24 protein-coding genes, 2 tRNA genes and 2 pseudogenes are annotated in these 25181 nt (G+C 66.5%); 11 read left to right on the forward strand and 17 right to left on the reverse strand.

Going from position 1 to position 25181, the window contains the following annotated elements; all coding sequences use genetic code 11:
• Positions 1 to 101: 101 nt before the first annotated feature.
• Positions 102 to 416 (forward strand): hypothetical protein, encoded by a 315-nt coding sequence (locus G8760_RS15205; RefSeq protein ID WP_166352570.1) that lies wholly within the window; start codon positions 102 to 104, stop codon positions 414 to 416.
• A 115-nt stretch (positions 417 to 531) separates the two neighbouring features.
• Here the strand turns inward: G8760_RS15205 and G8760_RS15210 are convergent, their stop codons facing one another.
• Positions 532 to 906, reverse strand: a complete 375-nt coding sequence (locus G8760_RS15210) for a DUF433 domain-containing protein (protein ID WP_166352572.1) — start codon at positions 904 to 906, stop codon at positions 532 to 534.
• A 440-nt stretch (positions 907 to 1346) separates the two neighbouring features.
• Between G8760_RS15210 and G8760_RS15215 the strand changes: the two genes are divergently transcribed.
• Positions 1347 to 2102, forward strand: coding sequence for a class I SAM-dependent methyltransferase (locus tag G8760_RS15215; protein ID WP_207782382.1), 756 nt, complete (start codon positions 1347 to 1349; stop codon positions 2100 to 2102).
• 133 nt (positions 2103 to 2235) lie between these two features.
• On the opposite strand, the gene G8760_RS15220 is transcribed toward G8760_RS15215, so the two are convergent.
• The 4 genes and pseudogenes from G8760_RS15220 to G8760_RS15235 all read right to left on the reverse strand — a co-directional run bounded on the left by G8760_RS15220 (position 2236) and on the right by G8760_RS15235 (position 7081).
• Positions 2236 to 2964: a DinB family protein gene (locus tag G8760_RS15220; RefSeq protein ID WP_166352574.1), complete on the reverse strand. Its 729-nt coding sequence runs from the start codon at positions 2962 to 2964 to the stop codon at positions 2236 to 2238.
• On the reverse strand, positions 2933 to 3172 hold the full coding sequence (locus tag G8760_RS30860) for a hypothetical protein (RefSeq protein WP_343074410.1): 240 nt from the start codon (positions 3170 to 3172) through the stop codon (positions 2933 to 2935). Before G8760_RS30860 ends, G8760_RS15220 begins: the two co-directional genes overlap by 32 nt.
• Before the next feature lie 91 nt (positions 3173 to 3263).
• Positions 3264 to 3811, reverse strand: a pseudogene (locus tag G8760_RS30865) (phosphotransferase); the annotation flags it as partial.
• A gap of 57 nt (positions 3812 to 3868) precedes the next feature.
• A complete protein-coding gene (locus G8760_RS15235; RefSeq protein ID WP_166352576.1) occupies positions 3869 to 7081 on the reverse strand; it encodes an ATP-binding protein in 3213 nt (1070 codons plus the stop codon).
• 97 nt (positions 7082 to 7178) lie between these two features.
• Here G8760_RS15235 and G8760_RS15240 point away from each other — a divergent pair, with 97 nt between their 5' ends.
• A complete protein-coding gene (locus tag G8760_RS15240; protein ID WP_166352578.1) occupies positions 7179 to 7646 on the forward strand; it encodes a nuclear transport factor 2 family protein in 468 nt (155 codons plus the stop codon).
• A gap of 142 nt (positions 7647 to 7788) precedes the next feature.
• Here G8760_RS15240 and G8760_RS30870 read toward each other — a convergent pair.
• A pseudogene (locus G8760_RS30870) lies at positions 7789 to 8457 on the reverse strand (formylglycine-generating enzyme family protein).
• Positions 8458 to 8568: 111 nt separating this feature from the next.
• On the opposite strand from G8760_RS30870, the gene G8760_RS15250 reads away from it, so the two are divergent.
• Positions 8569 to 8931 carry an ArsR/SmtB family transcription factor gene (locus G8760_RS15250; protein WP_166352580.1) on the forward strand — a complete coding sequence of 121 codons (363 nt, stop codon included), beginning with the start codon at positions 8569 to 8571 and terminating at the stop codon, positions 8929 to 8931.
• Positions 8928 to 9446 (forward strand): SRPBCC family protein, encoded by a 519-nt coding sequence (locus G8760_RS15255; RefSeq protein ID WP_166352582.1) that lies wholly within the window; start codon positions 8928 to 8930, stop codon positions 9444 to 9446. Before G8760_RS15250 ends, G8760_RS15255 begins: the two co-directional genes overlap by 4 nt.
• Before the next feature lie 217 nt (positions 9447 to 9663).
• Here the strand turns inward: G8760_RS15255 and G8760_RS15260 are convergent, their stop codons facing one another.
• The 7 genes from G8760_RS15260 to G8760_RS15290 form a co-directional block, all read right to left on the reverse strand.
• Positions 9664 to 10098: a hypothetical protein gene (locus G8760_RS15260; RefSeq protein ID WP_166352584.1), complete on the reverse strand. Its 435-nt coding sequence runs from the start codon at positions 10096 to 10098 to the stop codon at positions 9664 to 9666.
• Positions 10095 to 10766, reverse strand: coding sequence for a helix-turn-helix domain-containing protein (locus G8760_RS15265; protein WP_166352586.1), 672 nt, complete (start codon positions 10764 to 10766; stop codon positions 10095 to 10097). The genes G8760_RS15260 and G8760_RS15265 overlap by 4 nt, the downstream gene beginning before the upstream one ends.
• A gap of 724 nt (positions 10767 to 11490) precedes the next feature.
• Positions 11491 to 11865 (reverse strand): hypothetical protein, encoded by a 375-nt coding sequence (locus tag G8760_RS15270; RefSeq protein WP_166352588.1) that lies wholly within the window; start codon positions 11863 to 11865, stop codon positions 11491 to 11493.
• Positions 11865 to 12776: a DNA-processing protein DprA gene (locus G8760_RS15275; RefSeq protein WP_166352590.1), complete on the reverse strand. Its 912-nt coding sequence runs from the start codon at positions 12774 to 12776 to the stop codon at positions 11865 to 11867. Before G8760_RS15275 ends, G8760_RS15270 begins: the two co-directional genes overlap by 1 nt.
• Before the next feature lie 161 nt (positions 12777 to 12937).
• A tRNA-Asp gene (locus tag G8760_RS15280) sits at positions 12938 to 13015 on the reverse strand.
• 54 nt (positions 13016 to 13069) lie between these two features.
• Positions 13070 to 13142, reverse strand: a tRNA-Glu gene (locus G8760_RS15285).
• A gap of 70 nt (positions 13143 to 13212) precedes the next feature.
• On the reverse strand, positions 13213 to 14763 hold the full coding sequence (locus G8760_RS15290; RefSeq protein ID WP_207782386.1) for a metallophosphoesterase family protein: 1551 nt from the start codon (positions 14761 to 14763) through the stop codon (positions 13213 to 13215).
• A 115-nt stretch (positions 14764 to 14878) separates the two neighbouring features.
• Here G8760_RS15290 and G8760_RS29885 point away from each other — a divergent pair, with 115 nt between their 5' ends.
• Entirely contained in the window at positions 14879 to 15229 is a 351-nt protein-coding gene (locus tag G8760_RS29885; protein ID WP_207782387.1) for a metallopeptidase family protein, read from the forward strand.
• Positions 15230 to 15457: 228 nt separating this feature from the next.
• Here the strand turns inward: G8760_RS29885 and G8760_RS15300 are convergent, their stop codons facing one another.
• Together G8760_RS15300 and G8760_RS15305 are read right to left on the reverse strand one after the other, a co-directional pair.
• Positions 15458 to 16087 carry a hypothetical protein gene (locus G8760_RS15300; RefSeq protein WP_207782388.1) on the reverse strand — a complete coding sequence of 210 codons (630 nt, stop codon included), beginning with the start codon at positions 16085 to 16087 and terminating at the stop codon, positions 15458 to 15460.
• Positions 16084 to 16713: an MBL fold metallo-hydrolase gene (locus G8760_RS15305; RefSeq protein ID WP_166352596.1), complete on the reverse strand. Its 630-nt coding sequence runs from the start codon at positions 16711 to 16713 to the stop codon at positions 16084 to 16086. Before G8760_RS15305 ends, G8760_RS15300 begins: the two co-directional genes overlap by 4 nt.
• A gap of 45 nt (positions 16714 to 16758) precedes the next feature.
• Here G8760_RS15305 and G8760_RS15310 point away from each other — a divergent pair, with 45 nt between their 5' ends.
• Both G8760_RS15310 and G8760_RS15315 read left to right on the forward strand, forming a co-directional pair.
• Positions 16759 to 17433, forward strand: a complete 675-nt coding sequence (locus tag G8760_RS15310; RefSeq protein WP_166352598.1) for a response regulator transcription factor — start codon at positions 16759 to 16761, stop codon at positions 17431 to 17433.
• 13 nt (positions 17434 to 17446) lie between these two features.
• Entirely contained in the window at positions 17447 to 18937 is a 1491-nt protein-coding gene (locus tag G8760_RS15315) for a HAMP domain-containing sensor histidine kinase (RefSeq protein ID WP_166352600.1), read from the forward strand.
• On the opposite strand, the gene G8760_RS15320 is transcribed toward G8760_RS15315, so the two are convergent.
• Positions 18855 to 19811 carry a TAXI family TRAP transporter solute-binding subunit gene (locus G8760_RS15320; RefSeq protein WP_207782389.1) on the reverse strand — a complete coding sequence of 319 codons (957 nt, stop codon included), beginning with the start codon at positions 19809 to 19811 and terminating at the stop codon, positions 18855 to 18857. The two genes, G8760_RS15315 and G8760_RS15320, sit on opposite strands and share 83 nt — an antisense overlap.
• A gap of 195 nt (positions 19812 to 20006) precedes the next feature.
• On the opposite strand from G8760_RS15320, the gene G8760_RS15325 reads away from it, so the two are divergent.
• Complete coding sequence (locus G8760_RS15325) at positions 20007 to 21542, forward strand: SLC13 family permease (protein ID WP_166352602.1); 1536 nt, start codon at positions 20007 to 20009, stop codon at positions 21540 to 21542.
• A gap of 136 nt (positions 21543 to 21678) precedes the next feature.
• The gene (locus G8760_RS15330) at positions 21679 to 23883 is read left to right on the forward strand and encodes a DUF6351 family protein (protein WP_166352604.1); all 2205 of its coding nucleotides are present in this window, start codon (positions 21679 to 21681) and stop codon (positions 23881 to 23883) included.
• A 69-nt stretch (positions 23884 to 23952) separates the two neighbouring features.
• Here G8760_RS15330 and G8760_RS15335 read toward each other — a convergent pair whose 3' ends face one another.
• Positions 23953 to 24570: a cob(I)yrinic acid a,c-diamide adenosyltransferase gene (locus G8760_RS15335; RefSeq protein ID WP_166352606.1), complete on the reverse strand. Its 618-nt coding sequence runs from the start codon at positions 24568 to 24570 to the stop codon at positions 23953 to 23955.
• A gap of 47 nt (positions 24571 to 24617) precedes the next feature.
• On the opposite strand from G8760_RS15335, the gene G8760_RS15340 reads away from it, so the two are divergent.
• Positions 24618 to 25163, forward strand: coding sequence for a hypothetical protein (locus tag G8760_RS15340; protein ID WP_166352608.1), 546 nt, complete (start codon positions 24618 to 24620; stop codon positions 25161 to 25163).
• The last annotated feature ends 18 nt before the right edge of the window (positions 25164 to 25181 follow it).

The raw sequence follows: 25181 nt of genomic DNA on the forward strand, positions 1-25181 counted from the left end.
ATCGCAAAGACTCATCGCTGTGGACCTCGCACCTGCGGGTGCAGCCGAGCGGTCGGTGGTTTGCGCTGGTGAGCGGACTCGCTAGTAGGCAGACTGCAACCATGACACCGGCGAGGCCGTTCACGCGCCCCTACGTCGCCGCGGACTCACTCGACGAGCTACGCGGGCCGACGAACGGTGAGTTCACGCTGCCTCGACGCCTGGACTGGGGACCAGCCCGCCCGTTCGACCTGAGCAACGAACGCCACCTAGTCATCATGTACGAGACCGTGCTCAACGAAGCCCGCGACATCAACGACCTCCGCTCCTTCGTCAACGGCCACAGCCTGGTGCGGCTATGGCCAAGCCTGACCCTGCCACCCGAAGTGCGGACACCCTGGGCAGAACGTATCCCCGAACTGAGCACGGGCGCATAATCAGAAGTCCGAGCACCACCGACGACGCTGGCATGCTCGCCTCTGCGGATGTTGTTCCAATGCGCGGGATCCGGTATTCGAAACCATGTGGTGTGCGTTCACTGATTTGGTCGGATCAGGCCTGTTCAGGCCGCGGGTAGATCCACTCGGCGGTGAGATCAGCGGCGTAAAGCAGTGCTTGGCGCACATCGTCGGGTTCCAGCTGCGGGTAGGCGTCGACGATGTCCTCGGTGCTCCACCCGTACGCCACCAGACGAACCAGCATGTCGACACCGATCCGGTGGCCCCGGAGGCAGGGTTTGCCAGCCAACACGCCCGGCCTGATCGCGATCCGGCCGTAGCCCGGCACGTGGTCTAGCTGCTCAACCGCGCGGGGATCCGATTCGGCTGGCTCATCCAGACTTGCCAGAAGTACCGCAGCAATGTCAGCCCGCTCACCGGCTGGCAGGGCCAACGCTGCCTGAAGCAACTCCCGAGTCCGAGGGGTCATGGACAAGACGGTAGGCGTCAAGTTGGCCTTGACACCTAATTCCGTGTGACTCGAGGGGTTAGCGTGAACGGCCTTCGGCGATCTGCTGGACCCGGTTGCGGTGCAACCCGAGAGCGTTGCTGATCTGCCCATAGGACCAGCCCGCATCACGGAGTTCAAGCACCGCAGCACGTCGGCATGAAGCGACCGATTTACCCGCCGCCACGTGCGACCCCGCCTGCACACCTCGTGCGCTGCGGACAGCACCGAGTCGGATAGTCCCAGCCCGAGGATGATGTGGTGACCGCCTTCCCGCGCACACACGGTCCAGCGTGGATCACCGGCTCCTGGTGTGGTTGGTGAACCACACAGTCACCGGCATACACTCTGGCGGCGCGTACTTCGATCAGCAGGCGACTACGGCTAAAGCGGATGAGTCGCATAAGGGGAGCAGGCGGTTCATGAGTGAAGCGTTCTACTCGCATGCGAGGCTGTACGACCTCATGTTCCCGGCGGCCGGGCCCGCAGTCGAGTTCTACCGGGCGGCCGTCAATCGGCGAGGCGGGTGCGTGTTGGAACTCGGGTGCGGCACCGGACATAAGCTGATCCCCATCGCCTCCGACGGGCATCCGTGTGTCGGCCTGGACTTCTCGGCAGACATGCTGGCTGAGGCTCAGCGTAAGGCGAGCGAGCACGGTGTAGCGGTGGAATGGGTGCAGGGCGACATGCGGGCCTTCGATCTGGATCGCACATTCGATTTCGTGTTCATCACAGCCAATTCGCTACTGCATCTGCATGAGGCCGAGGATCTGGTGAGCTGCTTCCGGTCGGTTCGAAGACACCTGGCACCTGGAGGACGGTTCATGTTCGATGTATTCAACCCGAACGTGCGCCTACTTGCCGAGGCCGATGGCGTGCGGCGTACCCGGGAGTCGTTGTCGTTCACGGATCCTGACCGTGGCGACGTTAGCGTCGATGTTGCTGAGATCTATGACGCGCCCGCGCAAGTGACACGCGGGAATGGCACCTCTCGACCAACTCCGAGCCTGACTTCGTCGCCGCACCGCTGGAAATCAGGAGCATCTTCCCGCAGGAGCTGCCGCTGCTCGTCTCGCTCGGCGGCCTGCGGCTCGTCGAGCGGTCCGGTGACTGGTCCGGTCAGCCATTTGGCACGGATACTCCGCTTCAACTCTGCATCTGCGAGTCCGCGTAATTGAAGGCGAGAGCACAGTCTCGGTCAAGCAAAGTTTGCCCTGGCTAACGACACGCATCCACACACCGGCGGCTACCACCGCGCGATCCGGCTTAAAGCCGCTGCCCGTGCCGCCGTCCTAGCTGGTTGCATCTGGCTCAAGGCATACGAGCGAGATCCCGTCGGATGTAGCGCAGGTGTGCCCACTCCTCCTCCAGTATCACGCGAATGCAGTCGCCGACGCTGGGATGCCAGTCGCCGCCCCACGGGTTATCGCGTTCCTCGGCGAGCAACTCTGCCGTGGCCATGGCCAGGAAGTTGGTCACCTGCCGTTGTCGCTCGGCCCGCACCGCGAGGATCTCCTCGTACGCCGGAGGGTCCACGCGGAAGATCGACATGTCGAAGCCCATCTCGGCGGCACCGGTGAAGATCTGGCCGATCTCGTGGAACGGCTGCTGCATCCGCAGGATCCCGCCGCGGAGCCAGGCGTCGGTCACCAGAATGAGGTGCCGCAGGGTCTGGGCCAAGGACCACTCGTCCTCTACGTGAGCGTCCGCTAGGTTCGGCGGCGTGCCCGCCACCGTGTCCTGCCACGCGGACTGCACAGCTGCCCAGCCCTCGCGCAGTCCTTCGGGCGTCTGCGCTTTCTGCAGCTCGCGGCCCGGGAACTGCCGGTTGAGCTCGGCGTCCACGAGCGGTACCACGTCGACCCCGTTGACGAAGAGGCTGCCGAAGAACAGGTCATGGCTGTCGATGTCGAGTCCGTCCACATCGACGCTGCGCATCGTCACACCGCTGACGTCGGAGAATCGCAGGGTGGCGCCCCTGAAACTGGCCTTGACGAAGGTCGCGTCTTCAAACTCGTTCGTGCCGGAATAGGTCGTCATCGCTCCAGCATGACAGCTGTCGGGGACAGTCCTGGGTGGCATGACCGCTGTCCAGGCGACCACCATCCTCCGGACCAACCCAGTGGTCAACGGTGCACTCACCGGCCCTGTTGTCGCCGACGGCCACCACTGTGCCGTTCTGACGAAGGGCGACCGAATGACGCCTCGCAGCGGCCAGGCGACGGCGTACCCGCCTATCCCGGTGGATGGCTGACCACTACCGCCTGCAGGGCGTTGCCTTGCGTCCTGCGCCCCGAGCGCTTGAGGCCACGCGGTGCAGGACGCAGCGCAACGTCCTTGCCGGTGAGCATCGTCCAGGCGATCGCCCGGTCGCAGGCCGGATCTCCGACTCCGCAGGTGCCAAAGTCGATGATGGCGTCGAGTTTGCCGTCTTTCACCAGGAGGTTTCCCGAGGCGATGTCGCCATGGAACCAGACCGGCCGGTTGTCCCACGCGGCGCGGCAACGCCCGTTCCCACACCTTTTCTGCGGCCTCGGTCTGGACCACGCCAGCCAGGGTCCTCAGCGAGGCGCCGGCCCACCCGTCATACGTAGTTAATGGTCCGCCTCGGCCAGTGGCACCGGGATCTCCAACGGCAACGCGGGTGCGAGAACTGGGAGCCACCGGTGCTCCTTCTCCACCGCCAGTGCGTACTCCGCGGCAGTCGGCAGCCGCGCCAGCATGTCGTCGCCGAGGCGAAAGGGGCGATTGTTCCACCCCTGTGCATCGACCGGCCGGACCTCAAGTGGGACGACTGCGGGAACTGCACGGCAATCAACCTCCGCGCCACGGCGGCGTCGGATGGGTTCCGGTCCGGCAACGGCAGAAGTTCGGGTTCGTCGTCCATCGGAAGCCGACCGTACGGTTGCGTCGCGAATCGTCGCAAACCAGTTTCCGATCACCGTCACAGCTGCCAACCTGTCGACTGCTCGGGTGTGTAGGAGCAGTACAGACCGGTGCGAACGGAGTTCGTCAGATGCCGAGCCAGGGCGGGATGTTGCTCCCCGATGCGGGCGATGGCACTGTGGACCCGCTTCGCCACGGTTGACCGAGCACGTTCGGCGGGGTCGTTGCCGTGCCGGGCCCGTCCGCCCAGGCCATAAGCGGCAGCGAGTTGGTCGACCAGGGCATCACGCTCACGCTGGACCTGTTCGGCTCGGCCGATGTCTCGCGCCAGGGTGAGTGCGTCGAGCTCGGAATCCAGCTCCTCCAGGCGTCGTTTGTACGTCTGACGAGCCTGCGTATCGATCACCTCGCCGGTATCGCCGGACAGGCCCACGCGGTCCTGGCGAGTGCCCCCTCCGATCAGATCGAAAACGTGCACCTCGTGTCCGGGCTGGGTCAATAGGCGGGCGAGCGTGCTGAGTCCCTTGGTGTGCCGGACGTGTGTTGTGTGATCGCCGTAGCGGAGAACCCAGATGTCTCCGTCGCGGCGGAAGACGTTGGGTTCGCCCACCGGTGGCGGCGGAGCGTCGCGCACGGGTGGCGCAACCTCGGTGATCCAGTGCTCGAGGCCGAGCTGCTGGTAGATCTCGTTGGCCTCAGAGAACATCGCAGCCGCCCGATCGTCGTCGCCCGGCTCGTTTCGCGCCATGAGCATGCCGGCGTGTTGCCGTAGCGTGTGGGCGACGAGCAAGGTGGCTCCGGCGGCGCGGTTGGCGTCCAAGGCGCGCTGGAAGTACCCGTCCGCGTCGTGCCAGTCCCCGGTGCAGGTCGCCAGCAATCCGAGGTACCGGTTCATCGAACCACCACAACACGTGCCAGTGCCGCCGGTGTGGAACCGTTCGGCAAACGGCTCGGCGACTGTCAGCAAACGCCGGGCGGCCTCAGCGTGCCCGGTTTCCGCGCAGGCCTCCGACAATGCGGCGACCTTGTCGAGCCAGGACCCATCCTCCTGGAGCGGGAAACCGGACGCGGCGTAGCGGTCGAGTATGCCGCGGGCCTGTCCGACCCTTCCCATCCTGGCCAGTGGGAGCGTTGCCCAGGTCTCAGTGTCCGGCCCAGCTTCGGGCTCATCGAGAAAGCTCTCCACCAATGCGTAGAGCTGGTCGAGGTGATTGCGCTCTAGCAGCAGGTAAGGGCCGAGTGAGTAGTCGGCCGTCAGCTCGGCGTTCACACTTCCTCCGCGTACACCGACGTCTTTCGCCTGCGCGGTGAGTGCCTCAGCGTCGTCCAATCGGCCCTCGATGAATGCCCGCATGCCGCGCCATATCAGCGGATACCACTCCACCAGTGGCCAGCGCAGCCGGCTCGCGGTCCGCGCGAAAGCGTCGATCTCCGCGTCGACGCCAGGGATATCGCCCGACTCGAGCAGAGCAACCAGCCGGAATCGTCGCCCGAGAAGTTCACTTTCGGCGTCGCGGGCGTCGAGTCCCAGCTGCACCATCTCGTCCGCCAGTTGTCGCCGCTGGACAGTATGTTCGGGGCCTGGAATGGCATCGCAGTAGCTGCTGAGCGCGTAGGCAAGGAGCTTCGAGTCGCCAATCTCGCGGGCCAGCTCGAGCGCCTCCTTGCTGTGGTCGACGCGGAGCTGGTCGGCTACCACGAAGGATTCGGCCACCGACAGACGCGCGAGGACCCACGCCCGAAGCTCTGGCTCGTCGTCGCCGAGCACGTCGAGCGCTTCGCGGAGCAGATCCAGCTGATGTTGATCGAACAGTCGGACCTCGAACCCGCTCAGCCCGGCGCCGAAGCCGAGCGCGGCACGCGCCAGCTCGGCGGGTCGATTCCGTCTCCGCGCCGACGCTGCGACCTCTTCGTATGCCGAGGCCGCGGCTGGCCAGTCACCGGCCCGGAGGCGGGCATCACCCAGGGTAAGTAGCAACTCGACCCGGTCGGACTCATCGACGTCAACGCGAGCGGCCAGGTCGACGGCGCGGCCGAACTGCCGGGCAGCCTCCTCATGGGCCAGCCTGCCCAGCGCGCGCTCGCCGGCTCGCCTGGTGTAGTCGAGTGCCTTAGTCGCGTCGGCGTCGGGCAGCGCAAGCACGTAGTGATCAGCCAGCTGGTCGAGGTGGTTGTCGAGTCGGGCTGCGTGCAGGGCCTCGAGCGCGACAGCGATCTGGAGATGCACGGCACGTCGTCGGGCGGCGGGGAGCCCGGCGTAGAGCACGTCGTGGACCAGGGCATGGGTGAACTCGAACCATCCGATCGTGTCCAGCGGCCGTATCAGCCCGGCATCGACCGCGGCATCCAGCGCGTCGACGACGCCGCTCTCCGGCCTGTCGGTGATCTGTGCCAACACGGGCACCGCGAACGCGTGCCCCACGACCGACGCCTGAGCCAGCACTCTCAACGTCTCACTGGTCAAATAGCCGAGCCGTTGGCCGATCACCTGCTGGACGCTCAGCGGCAACGGCAGGCGCGGTGTGTCCAGGTCATGACTGTCCGCTTGCTGGGTGGCGAGCAGGCGTACGACCTCGATCACGAACAGCGGATTCCCGCCCGTGCGGTCGCGTATCCGGGCCGTGGCCTGGGCGCTGGGCGCGTGACCCGTCGTCTCCTCGATCAGCTGCCCTACCTCGGTCTCCGTCAACCCGTAGAGGGCGATGGTCCGTGCGCCTCGGCCAAGGTCGGCCAGCGTCTCCATCAGCGGGGTTCCTGGCTCCAGATCTGGGTAGCGATGCGTGCCGAGGATCGCCACGGGCTCTGCCTGCAGCGCGGCGGCAAGGTAGCGCAACAGGTCGAGGGAGGCTTGGTCGGCGAAGTGAAGGTCTTCGAGCAAGATCACTAGCGGCTGGATCCGTCCTGCCGAGGCGAGGTATGACGCCACGCTTTCGAAAAGGTGGATCCGTAGCTGTTCCGCGGGGCCGGCGACGATTTCGGCCGTACCGAGTACCGGAGCGAGGTCATCCGCTGGGGTGAGGCCGACTGACGTGGCGCAGCTGCGCAACACGGCAGCCCACGGCCAGAACGCCGGTGTTCCGGGGTCATTCCAGCAGGTACCCCAGAGCGTCGGCCCGGTGATCCGAGCAGCCAAGGTCGCGATGAGCCGGCTCTTGCCGATGCCGGCTTCTCCGGTCACGAGCACCAGGCTGCCGGCTCCGGCCAGAGCGTCATCGAGTGCGGTGCGAGCATCGGTCAGCTCGCGCCGCCTGCCGACGAGCCCTTGATCCATCCGCGTGCCGTTCCTGTGGCCGTCACGATGTGAATCCCATTTTCCCGCAGTGTCAAGTGAATGGCCGGGGCGGCCGGCCAAACGTGAGGAGGCAGTCATGACAAAGCTACCGACGGCTGTGCAGCGGGTCCTGGACGGCATGACCACTGGCAACTGGGAGGGAATCGAACGGCACCTCACCCCCGACGTGTTCCACGACGCGTCGGTGCCGGGGTGGCGTATGCAGTTCCAGGGCGTCGACCGCGTCGCCCAGGAGATGCGGAGCTGGACGGTGGGCTCCACCTTCAGCATCGAGGAGCAGACGGCGACGGTCGCAGGCGACACGGTGGTGGTCGAGCTCCAGGCGACCCAGGATTCGCCGCACGGGTGGCACGTGGACCGGCTCGCGAACATCTTCGTGCTCCGCGACGGCCGGATCGCCGAGCACCGCTACTACTGCTGCGGTGAGTGGGACGAAGCGACGGTGCGCAAGATCGAAGCAGAGGCGCCCAAGGTCGAGCGGGATCGGGTACCGGCGAATCCCCGCGATGGTCTGCAGGACGTTGCCTTGCGTCCTGCGCCCTGAGCGCCTGAGGCCACGCGGTGCAGGACGCAGCACAACGTCCTGCACCTACGTAATCCATCTGGAGTGGTGCACCCTGTCGAGGAAGGCGCGCGTCAGGGTGCCGTCATCGGGTTCGCCACAATGAGCGTTGATGTCTCGCGGGCTAGCTGTGGACTGAGTGATCTTCACTTTGCGAACGCGCGACGCGGAACCCCACGTCGTCGACCCGGAATGTCGGATAGCTACGACGTCGGACTGACGCCCGGCAGCTCCATTGTTTCGTCGAACCATCCGCCGCCCCGGAGCACCCTGTGCGTACCGTATGCCTGGGCGTCGTAGATGTCCCAACACCAATCCCAGGCGTACCGAGCATGTCGTACAGGCCCCAAGGGTTTGGCTGTTTACCCGCCGACGTCGTGAATCCGTCCGTCGGAGTTGCCGCGGTACCAAGCGATTTCGTCGAGCTCCCCATACCGGGGGCCTGCGGTTCCGGCACGACGCGCGTGTTCCCATTCGGCCTCGGCCGGCAGCCGATGTCCGTCAGCTGAGGTATCCCACTCAACACTCTCGGCGGCTACCTGGATTCGGTACGCGGCGTGAGCCCTTCGTGTCGCGATAGGGCATTGCAGAACTGCACTGCGTCCCACCACGAGACGCTCTCAACGGGCTGTCGTTCGCCTTGAGCGGTACTCGGCCGCTCGGCGGTGATCTGTGCGTACTGCGACTGGGTGGTCGGAAACGCCGCCAATAGGTAAGGCATGACGTCGACAGACCAGCTGCGTTGCGTGCGCCGGTCGGAGAGGGGCACCCGCCCTGGCGGAATGGCAACCATCACACCCGCTGCAGTCGTACTCACGAGTTGGCCATCCTATCGGCTCATAGGACCTCGGACCGCCGGTCTGTCCACCTGTACATGCGGTTGCGCATATATACGTGGAGGCGTATGTTAGGGTCCGTGACATCGAACGCCGTACTGGAAGCCATCGCCGAGCCCACTCGGCGGCGCATTCTCGATGCCGTCCGCGAAGGCGAGCGGTCGGTTGGTGACCTCGTCGAAATCGTGGGTATGCACCAGCCCGGCGTCTCACGGCATCTCAAGGTGCTACGCGATGCAGGACTGGTTGAAGCCCGGCCCGACGCGCAGAAGAGGCTCTACCGTCTCCGCTCAGAGCCTTTGAAAGAGCTGGACGCCTGGCTCGAACCGTACCGGGCGGAATGGTCCAGCCGCCTCGACGCCCTGGAGCGCCACGTCGAACGCACGGCGACTCCGATCCAGAACAGGCGCACAACAAAGGAGCAACCATGAGTCCCAGCCGCACTGGAACCATCGAACGCACCCCTGAGGGCGGTCGTGTGCGCTTCGAGCGTCACCTCGCCTTCGCCATCGAGGAGGTCTGGGCGGCTCTCACTGAGCCCGAGCGCCTGGGTGATTGGTGGCCACCGATGGCTGCGAATATCACAGTCGACCTCCGCGAGGGCGGTTCGATCATCTTCGAATGGCCAGACGTCGACTTCCCGACCATGAAGTTCACCATCGTGCGGTTGGAACCGCCGACGCTGCTGGAGCACACCCACACCAGCCCAGGCTCGTACATGCGCTGGGAACTGCAGGCCACTGACGAGGGCACCCGCCTGCGGGCTACCTACTCCATTCCCGACCTCGACATGGCCATCGAGCGCGGCGACCTCGTGGGGTTGCACTACTCCCTGGACCGCCTCATACCAGCCCTCTCGGGGCGGCCGGTCGCTTGGGATAACGACGCATTCATCGGACTGCAGGCGGCTTACAGCGAACTCAGCCCCGCCGAGCTGGAGGTCTGAAGGTCACAGTCAAACTGGTCGTGACCTGCGATGATGCTGGCGGTCCTGACGGGACTTGAACCCGCGACCTCCGCCTTGACAGGGCGATCATGATACCCGTTGAAGGGCATCGAATTGGCTCTGACCTGCACGTTCACCGTCAACGAAGGGTGGCTCGTGGCGGCTGTCTGTTGCCCTCGCAAGGGCAAATTATGGCAGGTCTCCAGCCACGGATGACCTATGTGTCGCTGCCATCGTGCTTGTTTGAGCTTTCGGTAAGTGTTCGTTCGGCCAGGTCGACGAGACGGTCGGTGCTGCGCAGGATGCTTCGTAGGCGATGGTCTGGAAGAGGAACGCCGGAGTAGTGCACCTGGTCCTTGATTGCCAGGACTTTGGCGAGGTCTCTGGCGAGCTGTGGGCCGTCGGGCCGCACTTGTCCTAGCAGCTTTGTGGCGGCTCGGTGATCCTCGCCAGTGTGATAACGGCCTAGCTTCAGGCAGCAGATCGCGTCGGACGCGGCGATGGCCGCGAGCACGGCGTTGCCGGCAGCCGCGTTGTGTGCAAATTGGCGATCTTCGGTGGCCACGAGCTCGGCAAGCTGTTGGTATTCACGTGCGACGGCGGCACGTGCGGCCGCCAGAGCGCGATTACCGGGCCTCTCGCGCGTGCTCATGAGCGTTTCCGCAGCAGGGCAGCGAGCGACGGGCCGACCAGCGTGATCGCGTCGCGTCGCCATTCCGCAATGAGTGAGTGGTTTGATGTTGCCATCTGGCTGAGTTCCGCTTCGGTGACTTGGAACCAGCTGGCCCAGTTCCCGGTCCATGTGTGAATCATCTCTGCGGACTGGGCAAGCTGATCGTCCCATTCTTCTTGCTCTGTCGCTGATGAGAGTGGCTCATGTATGACGAGGATGTCGAGGTCGGAGTCCGTGCTTCCGTCCCCCCTGGCGGCTGATCCATAGAGGGAGGCGTGCACAGCTGGTAGCTTCCAGCCTGAGAGTTCTTTGCGGATCTGCTCGATGACCCGAGTCCGCAGCGTGGCAAGAGCAACAGCGTGCTCCGTCGCGACATGGTCGTCATTGAGACGGACGAGCCGGGAACCTCGCCTGGAATCGACAATGACTATCCCGTGTGCTGCCAGGTTGGTGACGACCTGGTGTGCCCGGGAGGAGGATATGCCCGCGAGGCGAGCAACCTCTCGGATGGCGAAAGAGCCATCGGAGCCTGCCAGTGCCCTGAGAACGGCAGCCGTTCCGGCCGACATCACCGCCGTTGCTGGCTCGCTCCAGTCCATCGTCACCTCTTGGCATCCTGTCCTCAGTATAGACACGATTGTCCTCATATCAAGGACAATCGTGTCTCTTCAGGGGACGACTCCATGTTGTAGCTGGACGGGCATGAGGAGGCCTATGGCACCGGCTTCTCTCACGCCTCCTCCGCCATGGGCGATCCGGGCGAGTACGTCGCGCAGAGTGAATGGGTCTGCCCATCGGGCGCAGGGACAATCGAACGTCCGATAGTCGCCAGCTGGCTTGCTGTTCAATGTGGGATGAACGTTACACGGTGGTCTCCTGGCTGGCTCTTCACCGAAGCCAGGGTCCTGATACCGGGTGGTGCCCGGGGTGAGTTGCCTCTGTGGCACATCAGCAGCTGGCTGATCCGACGGTACGAGTGCCAAGGTTGACGTCAGGTACTACTACGACGGGCAGGCAGCTTGTGTCCAGGGGCAGATGGTGGGGTCGTAGTCGACGCGGTCCAAGTGGCTTCGTATCCACGTTTGCGTCGTGTCGCCCCATTCTGGCGACAGCCATCGGGCGAGAACAAGCAGCGACACGTGCGCTGCTGCAGCGGCACGGAGTGCGAGAGTGGCGGAGTTCGCATGGCCGCCGGTTGTCCACGTGTCGTCGATGAGAAGTACGTGGGCGCCGGGGCGTATGGGTGACTGGACGGTGAAGTTGCTGGCGCTCACTGCGCGCGGGTTCTCGGGGTCATCGATGCCACGGAGGATGATCTCGCTGCTGCCCGGTCGGGCGAGTGCTCGCAAGATATGGGCCAACGGGTGGGTTTCAGTCTCTTTCGGTGGGAGCGACGGGACATGTGCCCACGAGGTGGCTGGGGCAGGCGCGGTGCCCCTGCACGGCCAGGGCTGTCAGGAGGTTTACCGTCCGCTCAGCGCTGGGAACAGGAATGTCCGCCTTGTAGCCGCGCATCACGCGTCCGGACTGGCGGATGGGATCGGCCCAACTCGCATAGGTCATGAAGCCACGAGCATCCGGGAGGCCAACGTAACCGTCGTGCGCCCGGCAGGCGCCACAGAGTTCGCCGCTGTTGAGCGGCGTATAACAGCGCTGACACGTTCCTTCCGTGACGAGATTACGAAGGAAGCCACCCGCCGTTGCCGCGACCTGGCGCTGAAGATCGTGAATGCGCGCGTCGGACATCACAGTGCGGTGTGAGCAAGATCGTGCAGGAGCGTGTCGATCTCCTTGTCCTGGTTGACGGCGTCGTCGACATGACGCATCACGGCGTCCAGGCTGGATGCGACGCTGACTCCCGGTCGGTTGACCAGGCTCTTGCCCCACTCTGTGGACTCGGCGACGCGGTCGGTCAGGATGACCGGCCGGCCGTGCTCGACGGCCATGCGAGCTTGTGCTCGGGTTCCGCTGTTCTCGCCGGCTTCCACGACAATGGTCGCTCGGCTGTAACCCGACATCGATGCGTTGCGCATGATGAAGTGAGGCGGCTTCGGCGGGGCGTCGGGCCAGAACTGAGAGAGGACGAGCCCGTCACACGCAATTTGCTCTTGCAAATCTCGATGGGAGGCGGGGTAGGACTGAGCGATTCCGGTACCGATGAACGCCACCGTGCGTTTGTCGGCCTGTAGGGCAGCACGGTGTGCCGCGCCGTCCACACCCTCGGCTAGTCCAGCGACCACGGTGATGCCGCGCTCGGCTAGGGCCGTCGCGATCGAGGATGCCATCCTCAGCCCTTGGGGAGACACTTTGCGCGACCCGACGACGGAGATCGCGGTGTCGTCCGGTACCAGCGTGCCGCGAGTGAACAGGAAGGGCGGTGCCTGGTGGATGTCGCGTAGCTGGGCCGGGTAGACGTCGTCGAGAATGCTGACGAAGCACCAGCCTCGCTGCTGCCACTCATCGATGTCGCGAGCGGCGCTGTCGAGTTGCGACGCATCAGTCGGGTCGGCGATGAGTGCGCCGCGGTCGCGTTCCTCCCAAAGAGCCAGAGCGCTGCCTCGCTCCAGCAGTTCGAGGGTCAGCTCGTGCCACTTCGCGGTTGTGCTCCGCAGCATGGCGACTAGGGCGGCGTGCTCGTCGCGATGTGTGGCAAGCATGGCACAAGACTAAGGCGTAGCCACCGACAGCCCGGCCATATCGAAGGCCGTGATGCGGCCGGCCTTGGACGAGCCAGCGAGGCGAGTCCGGCGCGTAAGGGCAAACAGCGTCCGGAGATAAAGAAGGTCACGGCCGAACCGGCCGTGACCTGCGATGATGCTGGCGGTCCTGACGGGACTTGAACCCGCGACCTCCGCCTTGACAGGGCGGCGAGCACTCCGAACTGCTCCACAGGACCTTGCTTTGTTGCGACTGCCCGACACAGTATATGCACACTGCACCGTTCTTACAGCATCCCCAACGGGATTCGAACCCGCGTTGCCGCCTTGAAAGGGCGGAGTCCTAGGCCGCTAGACGATGGGGACTAGACCCCATTGACGTGATGGCCCTTGGCTCACCGCCGTCGGGGACTTGAAAAGCATAGGACGTGTTGCCTCAGTTCTCCAAACCGGGTGTTGGCGCCGGGGTTCCGGCTGCGTCACCTGGAGCTTCACCGGCTTGGTGGCGTTCGATTTGGGCGGTGGTGAGACCTAGGCCACCGAGGGTGATGTCGTCCCATGCGACCAGACGTTTCGTTTCGGCGTCGAGGTAGAGCACGCTGAGCATGACGGGGGTAGGCTCCTCGCCTTGCAGTGCCCGTAGCCCGGCTCCGCCGGTGGAGCCTTGCATCATCACCCGGGTGCCCTCGTCGAGGACGTAGGTGTCCCGGCGGTGTCCGTGACCGGCTAGAACCAGGGGCGCTCCGCCATCGAGCAACTGGGCGTGTGAGGGGTCGTGGAAGACGAGGACGTCGGCGGCTGGGTCGAGTGCGCGTGCGGCCTCTCCGAGTTCCTCGCTGGCGCGGAGGATGTCTTCGCTGGCGGTGCCGCGGAGGCTCTGGTCGGGGGTGAAGCGTGGGTCAGGGGCGCCGAAGAACCGCAGCCCCGCTACCTCGACGGGTTCGTTGTCGAGCACGATCGTGTTGGGTTGGGCGGCGATGGCGGCCACGGTGGCGACGGAGTCGTGGTTGCCTTTGACGAACACGTAGGGGCGGCCCAGGGTGCTAATGGGGCGGACGTAGTTGTTCTCCAGGGGGGTGCCGTGGTCGGCGATGTCTCCGGCGTCGACGATCACATCGACGTCGTACTGGCGGGCCACCGAGTCGATGATGTTCCACGCGGCCGGGTTGAGGTGGAGATCGGCCACGTGCAGTAGGCGGATGGTGTCGTCGTCGGGCCGGAAGGTGGGCAACGACACGGTGGTGTCGTAGAGGGCGCCGACGTTGGTGACGATACCGGCCAGCTGTTCCGCGTAGGCGTCGAAGTTGGCGGCGATGTCTTCCACGCTGCCGACCAGTTGTGGCGCTGCTTCGAACAGGCCGGTGTAGGTGGGGCTACGGACGGCTTCGGCGTCGAACGTCACCGCGGCCAGCCCGTAGGAGCCGCCGATGCTGACCAGCGCCACGGCACCGGCGAGGAGGGCGCGGCGCACCGAGCGCAGCACCAGCCCGGCGGCTAGTGCGGCGCCGAGCACTCCGACGACGGCGCCCCGGATGCCCGCGTCGACGATGACGGCCCGCAGGTCGGCTACGAGGCGATCGTCCAGTTCCACCAGAGACGAGGGGTCGTCGACGATGTTCTGGATGCCGGCCTCGTCGACGGCGCGCACGCTGACATGCATCGAGATCGGCGCCCGATGGGAGTCGACGACGAGGGTGCCGAGTGGGTCGACCCGAATGACGGATTCACCTTCCAGGGACGGCTGGATGGATGCGTCGACGACGAGCGGCCCGACCAGGCCCTGCGAGGTGCCGGCGATGGCCAGGGCGAGCCAGGCACCGGTGAACGCCAACCCGAGGGTGGCGAAGACGAGCAGGACACGGCGCAGCCGCGGGTTGACCGGCGGTGTCCAATGCGGTTCGAGCCTGGACCATGTGTCGCTGAGGCGACGCGTCCAGGAACGACGCTCAGGACGCGTCTGCGCGTGCTCTTCGGTGGACACTCCCACGGTACCGTTGGTAGCACATGACGCGTCGCTTCTCACATCAGAGCAGGTCGACCACATCTGTCTCGGTGGATTCTCAGGCGTCGTCACCGACGCCGTTGGAGGGGAGTCAGGCCGCGTGCTTGAGCTGAGTGAGGAGCAGTTCGAGGCGTTGGTGGCGGATGCGCTTGACGGCATTCCGCCCGAATTGGCCCAGGTGATGGACAACGTGGTCATCCTGGTCGAGGACGAACCGCCGGACGACGCACCGGAGCTGCTTGGCCTTTACGAGGGCACCCCGCTGACCGAACGTGGTGGCGACTACGGCGGGGTGCTTCCGGACACCATCCGGCTGTTCCGGCTGCCGATCTTACGGATCTGCGAGACGTACGACGACGTTGTGGACGAGGTGCTGATCACGGTGGTGCACGAGATCGCTCACCACTTCGGCATCGACGACGACCGCCTGCACGAACTTGGCTGGGCGTGACCGGACTCGGGTATGCCGATCACCGGCTGGTGGAGGAGGGGTGGAACGGACGTCGGGCCGGGAACGCCTCTCGGCGCAAAGGCCGCTCGTAGCGGCTATTAAGTGGGACCCGGGGTTACCGCGGCCCGACGCCCGGCGAGGGCCCGAAGGCTGTCGCCATAGTCGAAACTACCTGAGAGGCCGGGCTATTCCGAAATTGGACAGGTGAGGGTCGCTGCGCGGTCCGCTTCAGTGAAGCTCGTTCCGGCGCCACAGGTGGGCGGCCTGCTCGAGTTCTTCGGCCATCCGTAGGTTGCCACGGGCCAGCCGGGTCTGACGGTCGCCTTCGTCGTCGGATCCGTCGTCGGCGACGTGCGCCCGGCCGGTCGCGATCACCCGGCAGAAGGCGGCGGCGCGTTCCAGGGCGATCGCGAAGTCGCCGTCGAAGGCTCGGCTCAAGATGGTGTCGCCAAGGTCCGCGACCTCCTTCGGCCCGGGCGGTTGTGGAAGCCCCGCCACGGCGGAGGACACCTCGGCGTGGTGGTGCCCGGCTGTGAACAGCCGTGACACCTCCTCGCCGTTGCGGTGCACCCAGCTGCGCAGCAGATACAGCGACCACAGGGTGCCCGGTAGCGTGCCCGGCCCGGACTCTCGCCACAGTTCGGCCAGTTCGTCCAGCCCGATCCGGTCGGCCAGGTGAACCAGCCGCTGTGTGGTAGCCGCCCCGGCGTCGTCGGCCCGCCCAACGCTGAGTACGGCCGCGGCGGTGGCGTGGGCGAGCGCGATCCGGTCCGCCGGGTCCGGGTCGCCCAGCACGTCGGGCAGGCCCCCGCTGAGCATCGGGCGGCGTGGGCGGGCTGGGTGGTCGTCGGCGGTCAAAGCTCGATCGTGTCCCCTGGATCGACGGCGCGCAGTTCGGTGTGGTCCGGGCCGAGCCGCTGGAAATGCCCGTAGTACATCTCGGGTTTAGCCAGGATGGCTTGGTGGATCGGCACGGCAACGGCGGGGCGGACGGCGCGCAGGTAGTCGATCGCCTCGGACAGTTTCTGCCATGGCGCGGCGGTCGGCATCCCGAGGATCTCGACGTCGGGCTCGGGTGGGCTGAACGAGTCGCCGGGGTGGAAGAACCGCCCGCCGAACAGGTAGCCGACGTTCGGCACGACGGGGAGGTCAGGGTGGATGACGGCGTGCTGCTCGCCGTGGACGTCGACGCCGATCCCGACATCGAGATGGTCACCAGCCTGTACGGTCCGGGCGTCGATTCCGGCGCCGGCGAGTGCCTCGACAGTGCCCGTGTCGGCGTGGACCTGGGCGTCGGGGTTCTTCTCCAGCAGCGCCGGGAGCCGGTCGAGGTCGACGTGGTCAGGATGCTGATGGGTGATCAGCACCGCCGTCAACCCGGTGAGGTCCTCGAACCCCGACGAGAAGTTGCCCGGGTCGACCAGGACCCGCCCGTGGCCGTCCTCGACGAGCACGCAGGAGTGCTCGTACTTCGTCAGTCTCATGGGTTTCGAGTGTATGGGGTCGCGCCGCCCGTACGATGTCTCGTCATGCGGATCCTGGTGGTGGAGGACGACGACCGCGTCGCGCGTGGCCTGGTGACGGCGCTGCGGAACGCGTCGTACGACGTGTCGCGGGTGGCCACCGCAGCGGCTGCCCTGGACGCCTCACCAGCGGATCTGGTGTTGCTCGATCTTGGCCTGCCCGACGGCGACGGCATCGACGTGCTGCGCAAACTCCGGGAACGCCGCGAGACGGCGGTGATCGCCGTGACCGCCCGGGCTGAGGAACGCGAACGGGTCCGCGGGCTACGCACTGGCGCAGACGACTACGTCGTCAAACCGTTCGGCATCGCGGAGTTGCTGGCCAGGATCGACGCGGTGCTCCGGCGCACGCGCGCGGCCCGGTCTGCGGCCGGAGCCGAGCAGCCGCCGATGCGGGTCGGGGAGTTGTCCATCGACGTGGCCGCGCGAACCGCCCACCTCGGGTCGGCGGAGCTGGTGCTGACCCGCAAGGAGTTCGACGTGTTGGTGTTGCTCGCCACCCATGCGCCCGCGGTCGTCACGCGGGAGAAAATTCTCGACCAGGTGTGGGAGGCGAGCTGGGAGTCGTCGTCGCGGACTTTGGACACACACATCGCGGCGTTGCGCGGCAAACTCGGCGAGGGAGTGCGGATCGGCACCGTCCGCGGAGTCGGATACCAGCTGCTGGATCAGCCGGCGTAAGGCGGCGGTCACGATGCTGCGGCGCCTGCTCGTCGTCCTGATCCCGTTGGCGATCCTGCTGGCGGCAGCCCTGGGGGTGCCGTTGGCGACGACGGTTGCCCAGGGCGAAACCCAGGACGTCTACGTCGACCGGCTCAACGACGTCGGGCGCTTCGCCTCGTTGGCCGAGACGGCCCTGGCCACCGGGCGCACCGAGGCGCTGCGGATGGAGTTGGAACGTTACGACGAGCTCTACGACATTCCGGTGGCGCTGGTCGACCCCAGTGGCAGCGTCGTGCTCGGATCAACGTCCGCGCAGGCATCCGGCTGGGCCTATGCCCCGGAGATCCAGGCGGTCCTGAGCCAAGCGCTGGCCGGATACCGACCGGAGCCGCCCACTGTGTTGTGGCCGTGGTCGGACGGACCACTCGTGCTGGCCGAGCCAGTAGGCCGCGACAGTGAGGTGGTCGGCGTCATCGTGTCGGTCTCGTCGATCGACGGGTTGCGGTCCACCGTCGTGGGCCGGTGGGGCTGGCTCGCGTTACTCGGCGTCGTCCCGACGGTGCTGTTGCTGGCCGTGGCCTGGCCGGTGTCACGATGGGTGCTGCGGCCGGTGCGGGAACTCGACGAGGCGACAGCGGCCATCGCCGACGGCGACCTGTCGGTACGTACCAACGCCTCCGAAGGCCCGCCGGAGCTGCGCCGGCTGGCCGGCTCGTTCAACGCCATGGTGGAGGCGGTGGAGCATTCGATCCGACGGCAGCGGGCCTTCGTCTCCGACGCGTCGCACCAGCTGCGCAACCCGCTGACCAGCCTTCGGCTGGCCGTCGAGAACCTTGCCCCGTTCCTGCGCGGGGACGACGCGCGACAGGCCCACGAACTGGCTATCGACGAGGCCAAGTCGATGCACCGGATGCTGAACTCGCTGCTGGCGGCGACCCGGTTGGAGAGCTTCCGAAGGGCCGAGCCGGTAGAGCTGGACACGGTGCTGGCCACCCGGGCCGGGCGCTGGCAGGCGCTGGCCGAGCAGGCGGGGTTGGACATACGGGTCGAGGTACCGTCCGGGCTGGTCCTCCTCGAACCTCCAGGCGGGCTGGGCAGCATCCTCGACGAGCTGGTCAGCAACGCGTTGCGGCTGTCCGGAGGGACGCGGGTGGTGCTGAGCGCGACACCCGGCGACGTGGTGGAGATCCGGGTGGCCGACGACGGCACTGGCCTGGACGCCGACGAGCGGGCAGCAGCCCGGCGCAGATTCTGGCGGGCACCGAAACATCAGAACATCGTCGGCACTGGGCTGGGCCTGGCCATCGGTGCGGAACTTGTCGAAGCCGCAGGTGGCGAGCTGCGTCTGGAGCCAGGCTTGCCCCGGTCGACCGGCGACGACGGCCCTGGTGTGGGGCTGGCCGTGCTGATCCGGCTACCGGACGCGTCGTCGGCGCAGGTCAGAGCTTCTCTTCCCGATACCACGTCACCGCGCCCGGGTGCAGGGGAACCGGACCGGTCGCGATCGCCGTCCGGACGTTGATCTGGGTGGCTTCCGGCACGTCCGATGCGGCGGTCGGCACGTCGGTGAGGATCGTCGCGGTGACGACGTGTGCGACGGCTTCCGGGATGTCGGCGCGGGCGAGCAACAGATTGGGGATGGCCAGGGTGGGGCAGGCCGGCACCCCGCGGTACGCGGTGGCCGGAATCGTCGCCGGAAAGTACGGACCCGGGTAAGCATCGGCCAATGCGGCCGCCTGATGTGGCATCGGGACCAGCCGGATCGGCCGCCGTTCGGCCAGCTCACTGATCGCCGGGGTGGGGACACCGGTGAGCGAGAACGCCGCGTCGATCTCCTCGGCGTCGAGGGCCGTGGCCGACTCGGCCTGGGACAGCCACGCCGGTTCGACGTCGACCTCGGCCAGCTCGATCAGCCGCCGTGCGGTGAAGTCGGTGCCGGAATCGGGGGCGCCGTAGGAAACCCGGCGGCCGTTGAGATCGGCGACACTGCGAATTGGTGACTCCGCCAGTACGACGAGATGTAAGTGGCTATCGAAGATCCGGCAGAGCGCCACCACGTCGGCCGGCGGCTCGCCATCGAGCCCGAGGGCGGCGTCGAGGTTGGCCAGGCCAAGATGTGCCTGGCCGCTGCGTAACATCCGGATGTTGTCCGTCGAGGCACGGCTAGGCAAAGCGGTCACCGTCGTGCCGTCGAGCTGGCGGTCGAGAATCTCCGCGAGTAGTCCGCCGATACGACGGTAGACCGCGCCTTCCGGGCCCGTGGCCAGCAGCAATTCGGGCAGGTCGAGTTCACCATCGGCGGCACAGCCGGTGAGCGCCAGCGCGCTGGTGGGGGCGAACAGGGCGGCACCCAGTCCGGCGAGCACGGTGCGCCGCGGAACTCGCTGGGTAGACACGTCGGCAGCATACGGAACTCCCGCCCGGCCGTCGCTGGTGAATGTCAGAGGAATCCGAAGTTTCCGGCGTCGATCTTGTCCCGGTGTCCATCTAGTGGCCAGGATCACACCGCACGAGAAATGGTCTCGAAACCGGGCGGTCACGTTACTGGAACCGGCCCGCCCCGACGTTCATCCCGACGCGAGGAGGGTCCGATGACAACAACAACGGACGAGAACCACCACAGCCCACCGACGGCGGCTGGGCCGGACACCTCGGCCGAGGAGACCATGAGCCGGCGCAAATGGATCGGACTGGCCGCCGGCGTACTTGCCGCGCTGGGCATGTACCTGTTCCTGCCGGACACGTTGGCCTCAGAGGGTAAGGCCACCGCTGCCATCGCCGCCCTGATGGCCATCTGGTGGATGACCGAGGCGATCCCCATTCCCGCCACCGCGCTCCTTCCGCTGGTGCTCTTCCCGTTCTTGGGTATCACTGAGATCGCCAACGCCGCCGCGCCGTATGCCAACGACATCATCTTCCTGTTCATGGGCGGGTTCATGCTCGGCCTGGCCATGCAGCGGTGGAACCTGCACACGCGGATCGCGCTGGTGGTGGTAGCCGCGGTCGGTACGAGTCCAGTGATGCTCATCGCCGGTTTTATGCTCGCCACCGGGTTCATCACCATGTGGGTGTCGAACACCGCGACGACGATCATGATGCTGCCGATCGGGCTGTCCGTCTTGACCTTGGTGGCGCAGATGCGCGACGGCCGTACCGACGCGAACTTCTCCACCGCGTTGATGCTCGGGATCGCCTACGCCGCGTCGATCGGCTCGGTGTCGACGCTGATCGGTACCCCGCCCAATGCGTTGATGCGGGGTTACCTGTCCGAGAACCACGGGATCACCCTCGGCTTTGGTCAGTGGATGGCGGTGGGCGTCCCACTGGCGGTGGTCTTCCTGGTGATCACCTGGCTGGTTCTCACCCGGGTGATCTACCCGCCGAAGATCAAGGAGTTGGCTGGCGGCCGGGAGCTGATCCGCAGCGAACTGCGCAACCTCGGGCCGATGTCTCGCGGTGAGTGGACCGTCTTGGTCGTGTTCGCGTCGGCCGCGCTGGCCTGGGTGTTCATTCCTCTGCTAGCGGACAACGACGCTGTCATCGACGCGTTGCCGTGGCTGGACAACATCTCCGATGCTGGAATCGCCATTGCGATGGCGGTTGCGCTGTTCCTCATCCCGGTGGATGCCCGCCGCGGCGTGCGGACGCTGAACTGGGACTACGCCTCAAAACTGCCGTGGGGGATCTTGCTGCTGTTCGGCGGCGGGCTCAGCCTGTCCCGCCAGTTCGGCGAGACCGGGCTGTCGGCCTGGATCGGTGAACGGGTCGGAGTCCTGGACGGCGTGCCGATCTGGGTGCTGATTCTCGTCGTCACCCTGGTGGTGTTGCTGCTGACCGAACTGACCAGCAACACGGCGACCGCCGCGGCGTTCCTGCCCATCATGGGTGGCGTAGCGGTCGGGTTGAACGCCGACGTGATGATGCTGGTTATTCCCACTGCCCTGGCGGCGACGCTGGCGTTCATGCTGCCGGTGGCGACTCCGCCGAATGCCATCGCCTTCGGCTCCGGTTACGTCAAGATCGGCCAGATGGTGCGCGCCGGAGTGTGGCTGAACATGATCGGCCTGATCCTGATCCTCGTCGTGATGTACACCTTCGCCGCCTGGGTCTTCGGGTTGAGTTTCTGAGCTGCCCCGGGGCGCTGTAGAACGGCCGGTGCCCAGGGGAATGCCGACGGCCGGGACCCACCGCCAGCGTCGCCGGAGGGTGAACGTCCTGAGCTCGGCCGTCGTCGGTAGTTGCCCGTAACGGAGAGGAGACGTGATGGTCCACCCTCGATCCGCACGACAACGCACCCGTACCACCGCCGTGGCGCTGTTGGCAGCGCCCCTCGTGTTAGGCGCGGTTTCGGCCGGCGCGGCCGGCTCGGCCGGTCCACCGGCCGAACCCCCTGGCGTTAGCGGCGCACAGATAGCCGTGGACACGCTGTCCGGCCGGCCCGACATGGTCACCGGTGGAGACGCCCTGGTGCAGGTGACGTTGCCGCGCCAGGTGCCCATCCAGAGCGTGCGGGTCTCCGTCGGTGCTGTGGACGTCACCGACGAGTTCACCGTCGACCGCATCGAACGCACCCTCACCGGGCTCGTGACTGATCTGTCCGATGGGCCGAATCAGCTGCGGGTCTCCGCGGCCGGCCCCGGCAAGCCCACCGCGGAGCTGACGCTCGTGAATCACCCGGCTGAGGGGCCGGTGTTCTCCGGGCCACATCAGCAGCCGTTCGCGTGTGAGACCACGGCATTCACCATGCCGGTGGTCGGCGGGAATCTGGGTGCGCCGATCGACGAGAACTGTTCGGTCGAGACCCGGGTCGACTATTTCTACCGGACGACGGCTGGTGGGTATGCGGCGTGGCCGGATGGGGCGTCGTCGTATCCGGACAATGTTGGTACGACCGTCACCTCGGATGGTGTGGAGGTGCCGTTCATCGTGCGGATGGAGACCGGCACGGTGAACCGGGCGATCTACCAGACCAGCGTGCTGCACGACCCGCTGGGGGAACCGGAGCCGGACTTCACCACCCGCCCGGCCGGATGGAACGGCGCCGCGATCTACACGCTGGGCGGCGGCTGCACCAACGGGTGGTACCGGCAGGGCAATCGGACTGGCGGCGTGACCAACGCGTTCATGCTGGGTGAGGGGTACGCGGTGATGTCGTCATCGTTGAATGTGTTCGGGGTGAACTGCTCGGACCTGACGGCGGCGGAGTCGGCGATGATGGTCAAGGAACGGTTCATCGAGGTGTACGGCCCGGTTGACCATGTGATCGGCTTCGGCTCGTCCGGTGGGGCGTATCAGGGGCACCAGATCTCGGACAACTACCCGGGGATCTTCGACGGGATCATCGCCGGGGCGTCCTTCCCCGAGGTTGGCTTCGGCACGGTCAACTTCATAACCGACGCGTGGCTGCTGGACACCTACTTCACCGAATCCTCCACCGTGGAGTGGACTCTGGAGCAGCAGCGGGCGGTGACCGGGTTCGCCACCTACGCCACCGCGCCGAACGTGGCGAACGGGGCGCGGCGGATCTCGCCGACGTCGTTCTGCACGATCGTGCCGGCCGGGCTGCGGTATCACCCGGACACCAACCCGACCGGGGTGCGGTGCGGGGTGTATGACCACACGGTGAACGTGTACGGCACGGATCCGGACACCGGGTTCGCCCGTCGTCCGTTGGACAACGTCGGGATTCAGTACGGGCTGGCCGCGCTGAACGACGGAGCCATCAGTGTGGAGCAGTTCCTCGACCTCAACGAGGGTGTGGGCGGGTTCGACCAGGATGCGAACATCCGTGCTGAGCGGACGGTGGCGGATCTGGACGCGGCCCGCGCGGCGTATCAGACCGGCCGGTTGACCAACGGCGGCGGGGGACTCGCCGAGACCCCGATCATCGACTACCGGGCCTACCTGGACGACCGGCCGAATGGCGACATCCACGTCCGCTACCACACCTTCTCCATGCGGGAACGGCTGGAGAAAGCCAACGGCACCTCGGTGAACCACGTCAGCGTCCTGGAAGACACCCGGCATGGCAACTTCAGCACCAACAGCCCGCTGTTGCGCCACGCCATTACCCAGATGGATGCCTGGCTGCGTAACCTCGCCGCCGATGACACCGACGCGGCCCAGATCGACAAGATCGCGGCCGCCCGGCCTGATGAGCTGGTCGAGGGGTGTTACTCCCGCGATGCCGACTCGACGTTCATCGCTGAGGAGCTGGACCGTGACCCGGCCGGTGAATGTGAACAGCTCTACCCGTCGGCGTCGTTCCCGCGGGAGGTGGCTGGGGAGAGTGTCGCCGCCGACGTGATCAAGTGCCGGCGTAAGGACCCGGACCCGGCGGACTACTCGGTGGACTTCAGCGCCGAGCAGTGGGACCGGCTAGGCGAGATCTTCGCCGAGGGTGTCTGCGACTACACCCAGCCCGGCTATGAACAACAGGGCCTCACCGGCACCTGGCTGCGCCACTAACCCTTTCCCTCCCGCTCCCTTGCGTCCTGCGGGGCGTGTGCTGCCGCGCACACCCCGCAGGACGCAACGTCACTCGGGGGCGGCGCGGCCACCACCCGGCTGCCACAACACGTCGCCGGCTTCGCGGTTCGCGTAGCGCGCCATGATGAACAGCAGGTCAGACAGCCGGTTCAAGTACTTGGCGGTCAGCGGGTTCACGCCGTCGTCATCGCCGTCGCCGTACATCTCCAGCGCTTGCCACGCCGAGCGCTCGGCCCGGCGCACCGTCGTGGTCGCCACATGCAGATGAGCGGACGTGAGAGTGCCGCCGGGCAGAATAAACGAGCGAAGCTTCGGCAGGTCGGCGTTGAACGTGTCGCAGTCGGCCTCGAGTTCGTCGATCCACTCGGCCTTGACTCGCAGTGGTGGGTGCTCGTAGCTGGCTTTCAGCGGCATACAGAGGTCGGCGCCGACGTCGAACATGTCGTTCTGAACGCGGGTGAGCGCGGCCAGCGCGTCGTCGCCGAGGTTTCCCCCTCCGGCGCCGCTACGTTCGGCCGCGATCACCACGCCGATCGTGGCGTTGGCCTCGTTGACATCGGCGTAGGCGACGAGGCGGGGGTCGGTTTTGCGGGTGCGGCTGAAGTCACCCAAGCCGGTAGTGCCGTCGTCGCCGGTGCGGGTGTAGATCTTCGTCAGGTTGACCACACCCCCCACCCTATGGCCCGTCCGCGTCGTTGCTAGGCTCCCCGCACGTGACCAGGGGTACGTCCCCTCACCCGGGCCGAGGCATGGCGCGCATCGCGCGCGGTCTGAGCCTGGCCACCATCTGTCTGGTGATGTCGCTGGCGGCCCACGCGGCCGCCGGTGGCGACGTCCACGTGTCGCCAGGACTGTTGCTTGGTGGCGCCGCGTTGTCGGTGATCTGTGTTGCCGCCGCCGACACCCGTCGCACGTTCGGCGGCATCCTGTCGGTGGTCGCCGTCTCGCAGGTGGCGTTGCATTTGTTCGCCGGCGCTAGTGGGCACCAGGTTGAGACTCCGGCTTACGGCTGGACTCCGCAGATGATCGTCTTCCACGCTGTCGCGGGCTTAGTCGTCAGTGCGCTGCTCGCATGGGGCGAACGTCTGCTCTGGGCCCTGTTCGACCTCGCTCGGCCCTGGCGCCGGCCGGGGGTGGCCGGGCCGGTGCGGGTGGCGGAGGCGCCGACGGTGCGCCGCGTCTTCACGCCGGGCTGGCGGGTGTGCCGGGAGCCGTTCGTCGACGCGCCGGCAACCCGCGGGCCACCGTCGCCGGCCTGACCGCGCCGCTGACTCCTG

This window comes from Phytoactinopolyspora limicola, assembly GCF_011320225.1.
GTDB lineage: Bacteria > Actinomycetota > Actinomycetes > Jiangellales > Jiangellaceae > Phytoactinopolyspora > Phytoactinopolyspora limicola.

What these genes read in the sequence shown, in the direction of transcription:
- G8760_RS15205 (WP_166352570.1), top strand. Translation starts at nt 102, where the DNA reads ATGACACCGGCGAGGCCGTTCACGCGCCCCTACGTCGCCGCGGACTCA.
- G8760_RS15210 (WP_166352572.1), bottom strand. Translation starts at nt 906, where the DNA reads ATGACCCCTCGGACTCGGGAGTTGCTTCAGGCAGCGTTGGCCCTGCCA.
- G8760_RS15215 (WP_207782382.1), top strand. Translation starts at nt 1,347, where the DNA reads ATGAGTGAAGCGTTCTACTCGCATGCGAGGCTGTACGACCTCATGTTC.
- G8760_RS15220 (WP_166352574.1), bottom strand. Translation starts at nt 2,964, where the DNA reads ATGACGACCTATTCCGGCACGAACGAGTTTGAAGACGCGACCTTCGTC.
- G8760_RS15235 (WP_166352576.1), bottom strand. Translation starts at nt 7,081, where the DNA reads ATGGATCAAGGGCTCGTCGGCAGGCGGCGCGAGCTGACCGATGCTCGC.
- G8760_RS15240 (WP_166352578.1), top strand. Translation starts at nt 7,179, where the DNA reads ATGACAAAGCTACCGACGGCTGTGCAGCGGGTCCTGGACGGCATGACC.
- G8760_RS15250 (WP_166352580.1), top strand. Translation starts at nt 8,569, where the DNA reads ATGTTAGGGTCCGTGACATCGAACGCCGTACTGGAAGCCATCGCCGAG.
- G8760_RS15255 (WP_166352582.1), top strand. Translation starts at nt 8,928, where the DNA reads ATGAGTCCCAGCCGCACTGGAACCATCGAACGCACCCCTGAGGGCGGT.
- G8760_RS15260 (WP_166352584.1), bottom strand. Translation starts at nt 10,098, where the DNA reads ATGAGCACGCGCGAGAGGCCCGGTAATCGCGCTCTGGCGGCCGCACGT.
- G8760_RS15265 (WP_166352586.1), bottom strand. Translation starts at nt 10,766, where the DNA reads ATGAGGACAATCGTGTCTATACTGAGGACAGGATGCCAAGAGGTGACG.
- G8760_RS15270 (WP_166352588.1), bottom strand. Translation starts at nt 11,865, where the DNA reads ATGTCCGACGCGCGCATTCACGATCTTCAGCGCCAGGTCGCGGCAACG.
- G8760_RS15275 (WP_166352590.1), bottom strand. Translation starts at nt 12,776, where the DNA reads ATGCTTGCCACACATCGCGACGAGCACGCCGCCCTAGTCGCCATGCTG.
- G8760_RS15305 (WP_166352596.1), bottom strand. Translation starts at nt 16,713, where the DNA reads ATGAGACTGACGAAGTACGAGCACTCCTGCGTGCTCGTCGAGGACGGC.
- G8760_RS15310 (WP_166352598.1), top strand. Translation starts at nt 16,759, where the DNA reads ATGCGGATCCTGGTGGTGGAGGACGACGACCGCGTCGCGCGTGGCCTG.
- G8760_RS15315 (WP_166352600.1), top strand. Translation starts at nt 17,447, where the DNA reads ATGCTGCGGCGCCTGCTCGTCGTCCTGATCCCGTTGGCGATCCTGCTG.
- G8760_RS15325 (WP_166352602.1), top strand. Translation starts at nt 20,007, where the DNA reads ATGACAACAACAACGGACGAGAACCACCACAGCCCACCGACGGCGGCT.
- G8760_RS15330 (WP_166352604.1), top strand. Translation starts at nt 21,679, where the DNA reads ATGGTCCACCCTCGATCCGCACGACAACGCACCCGTACCACCGCCGTG.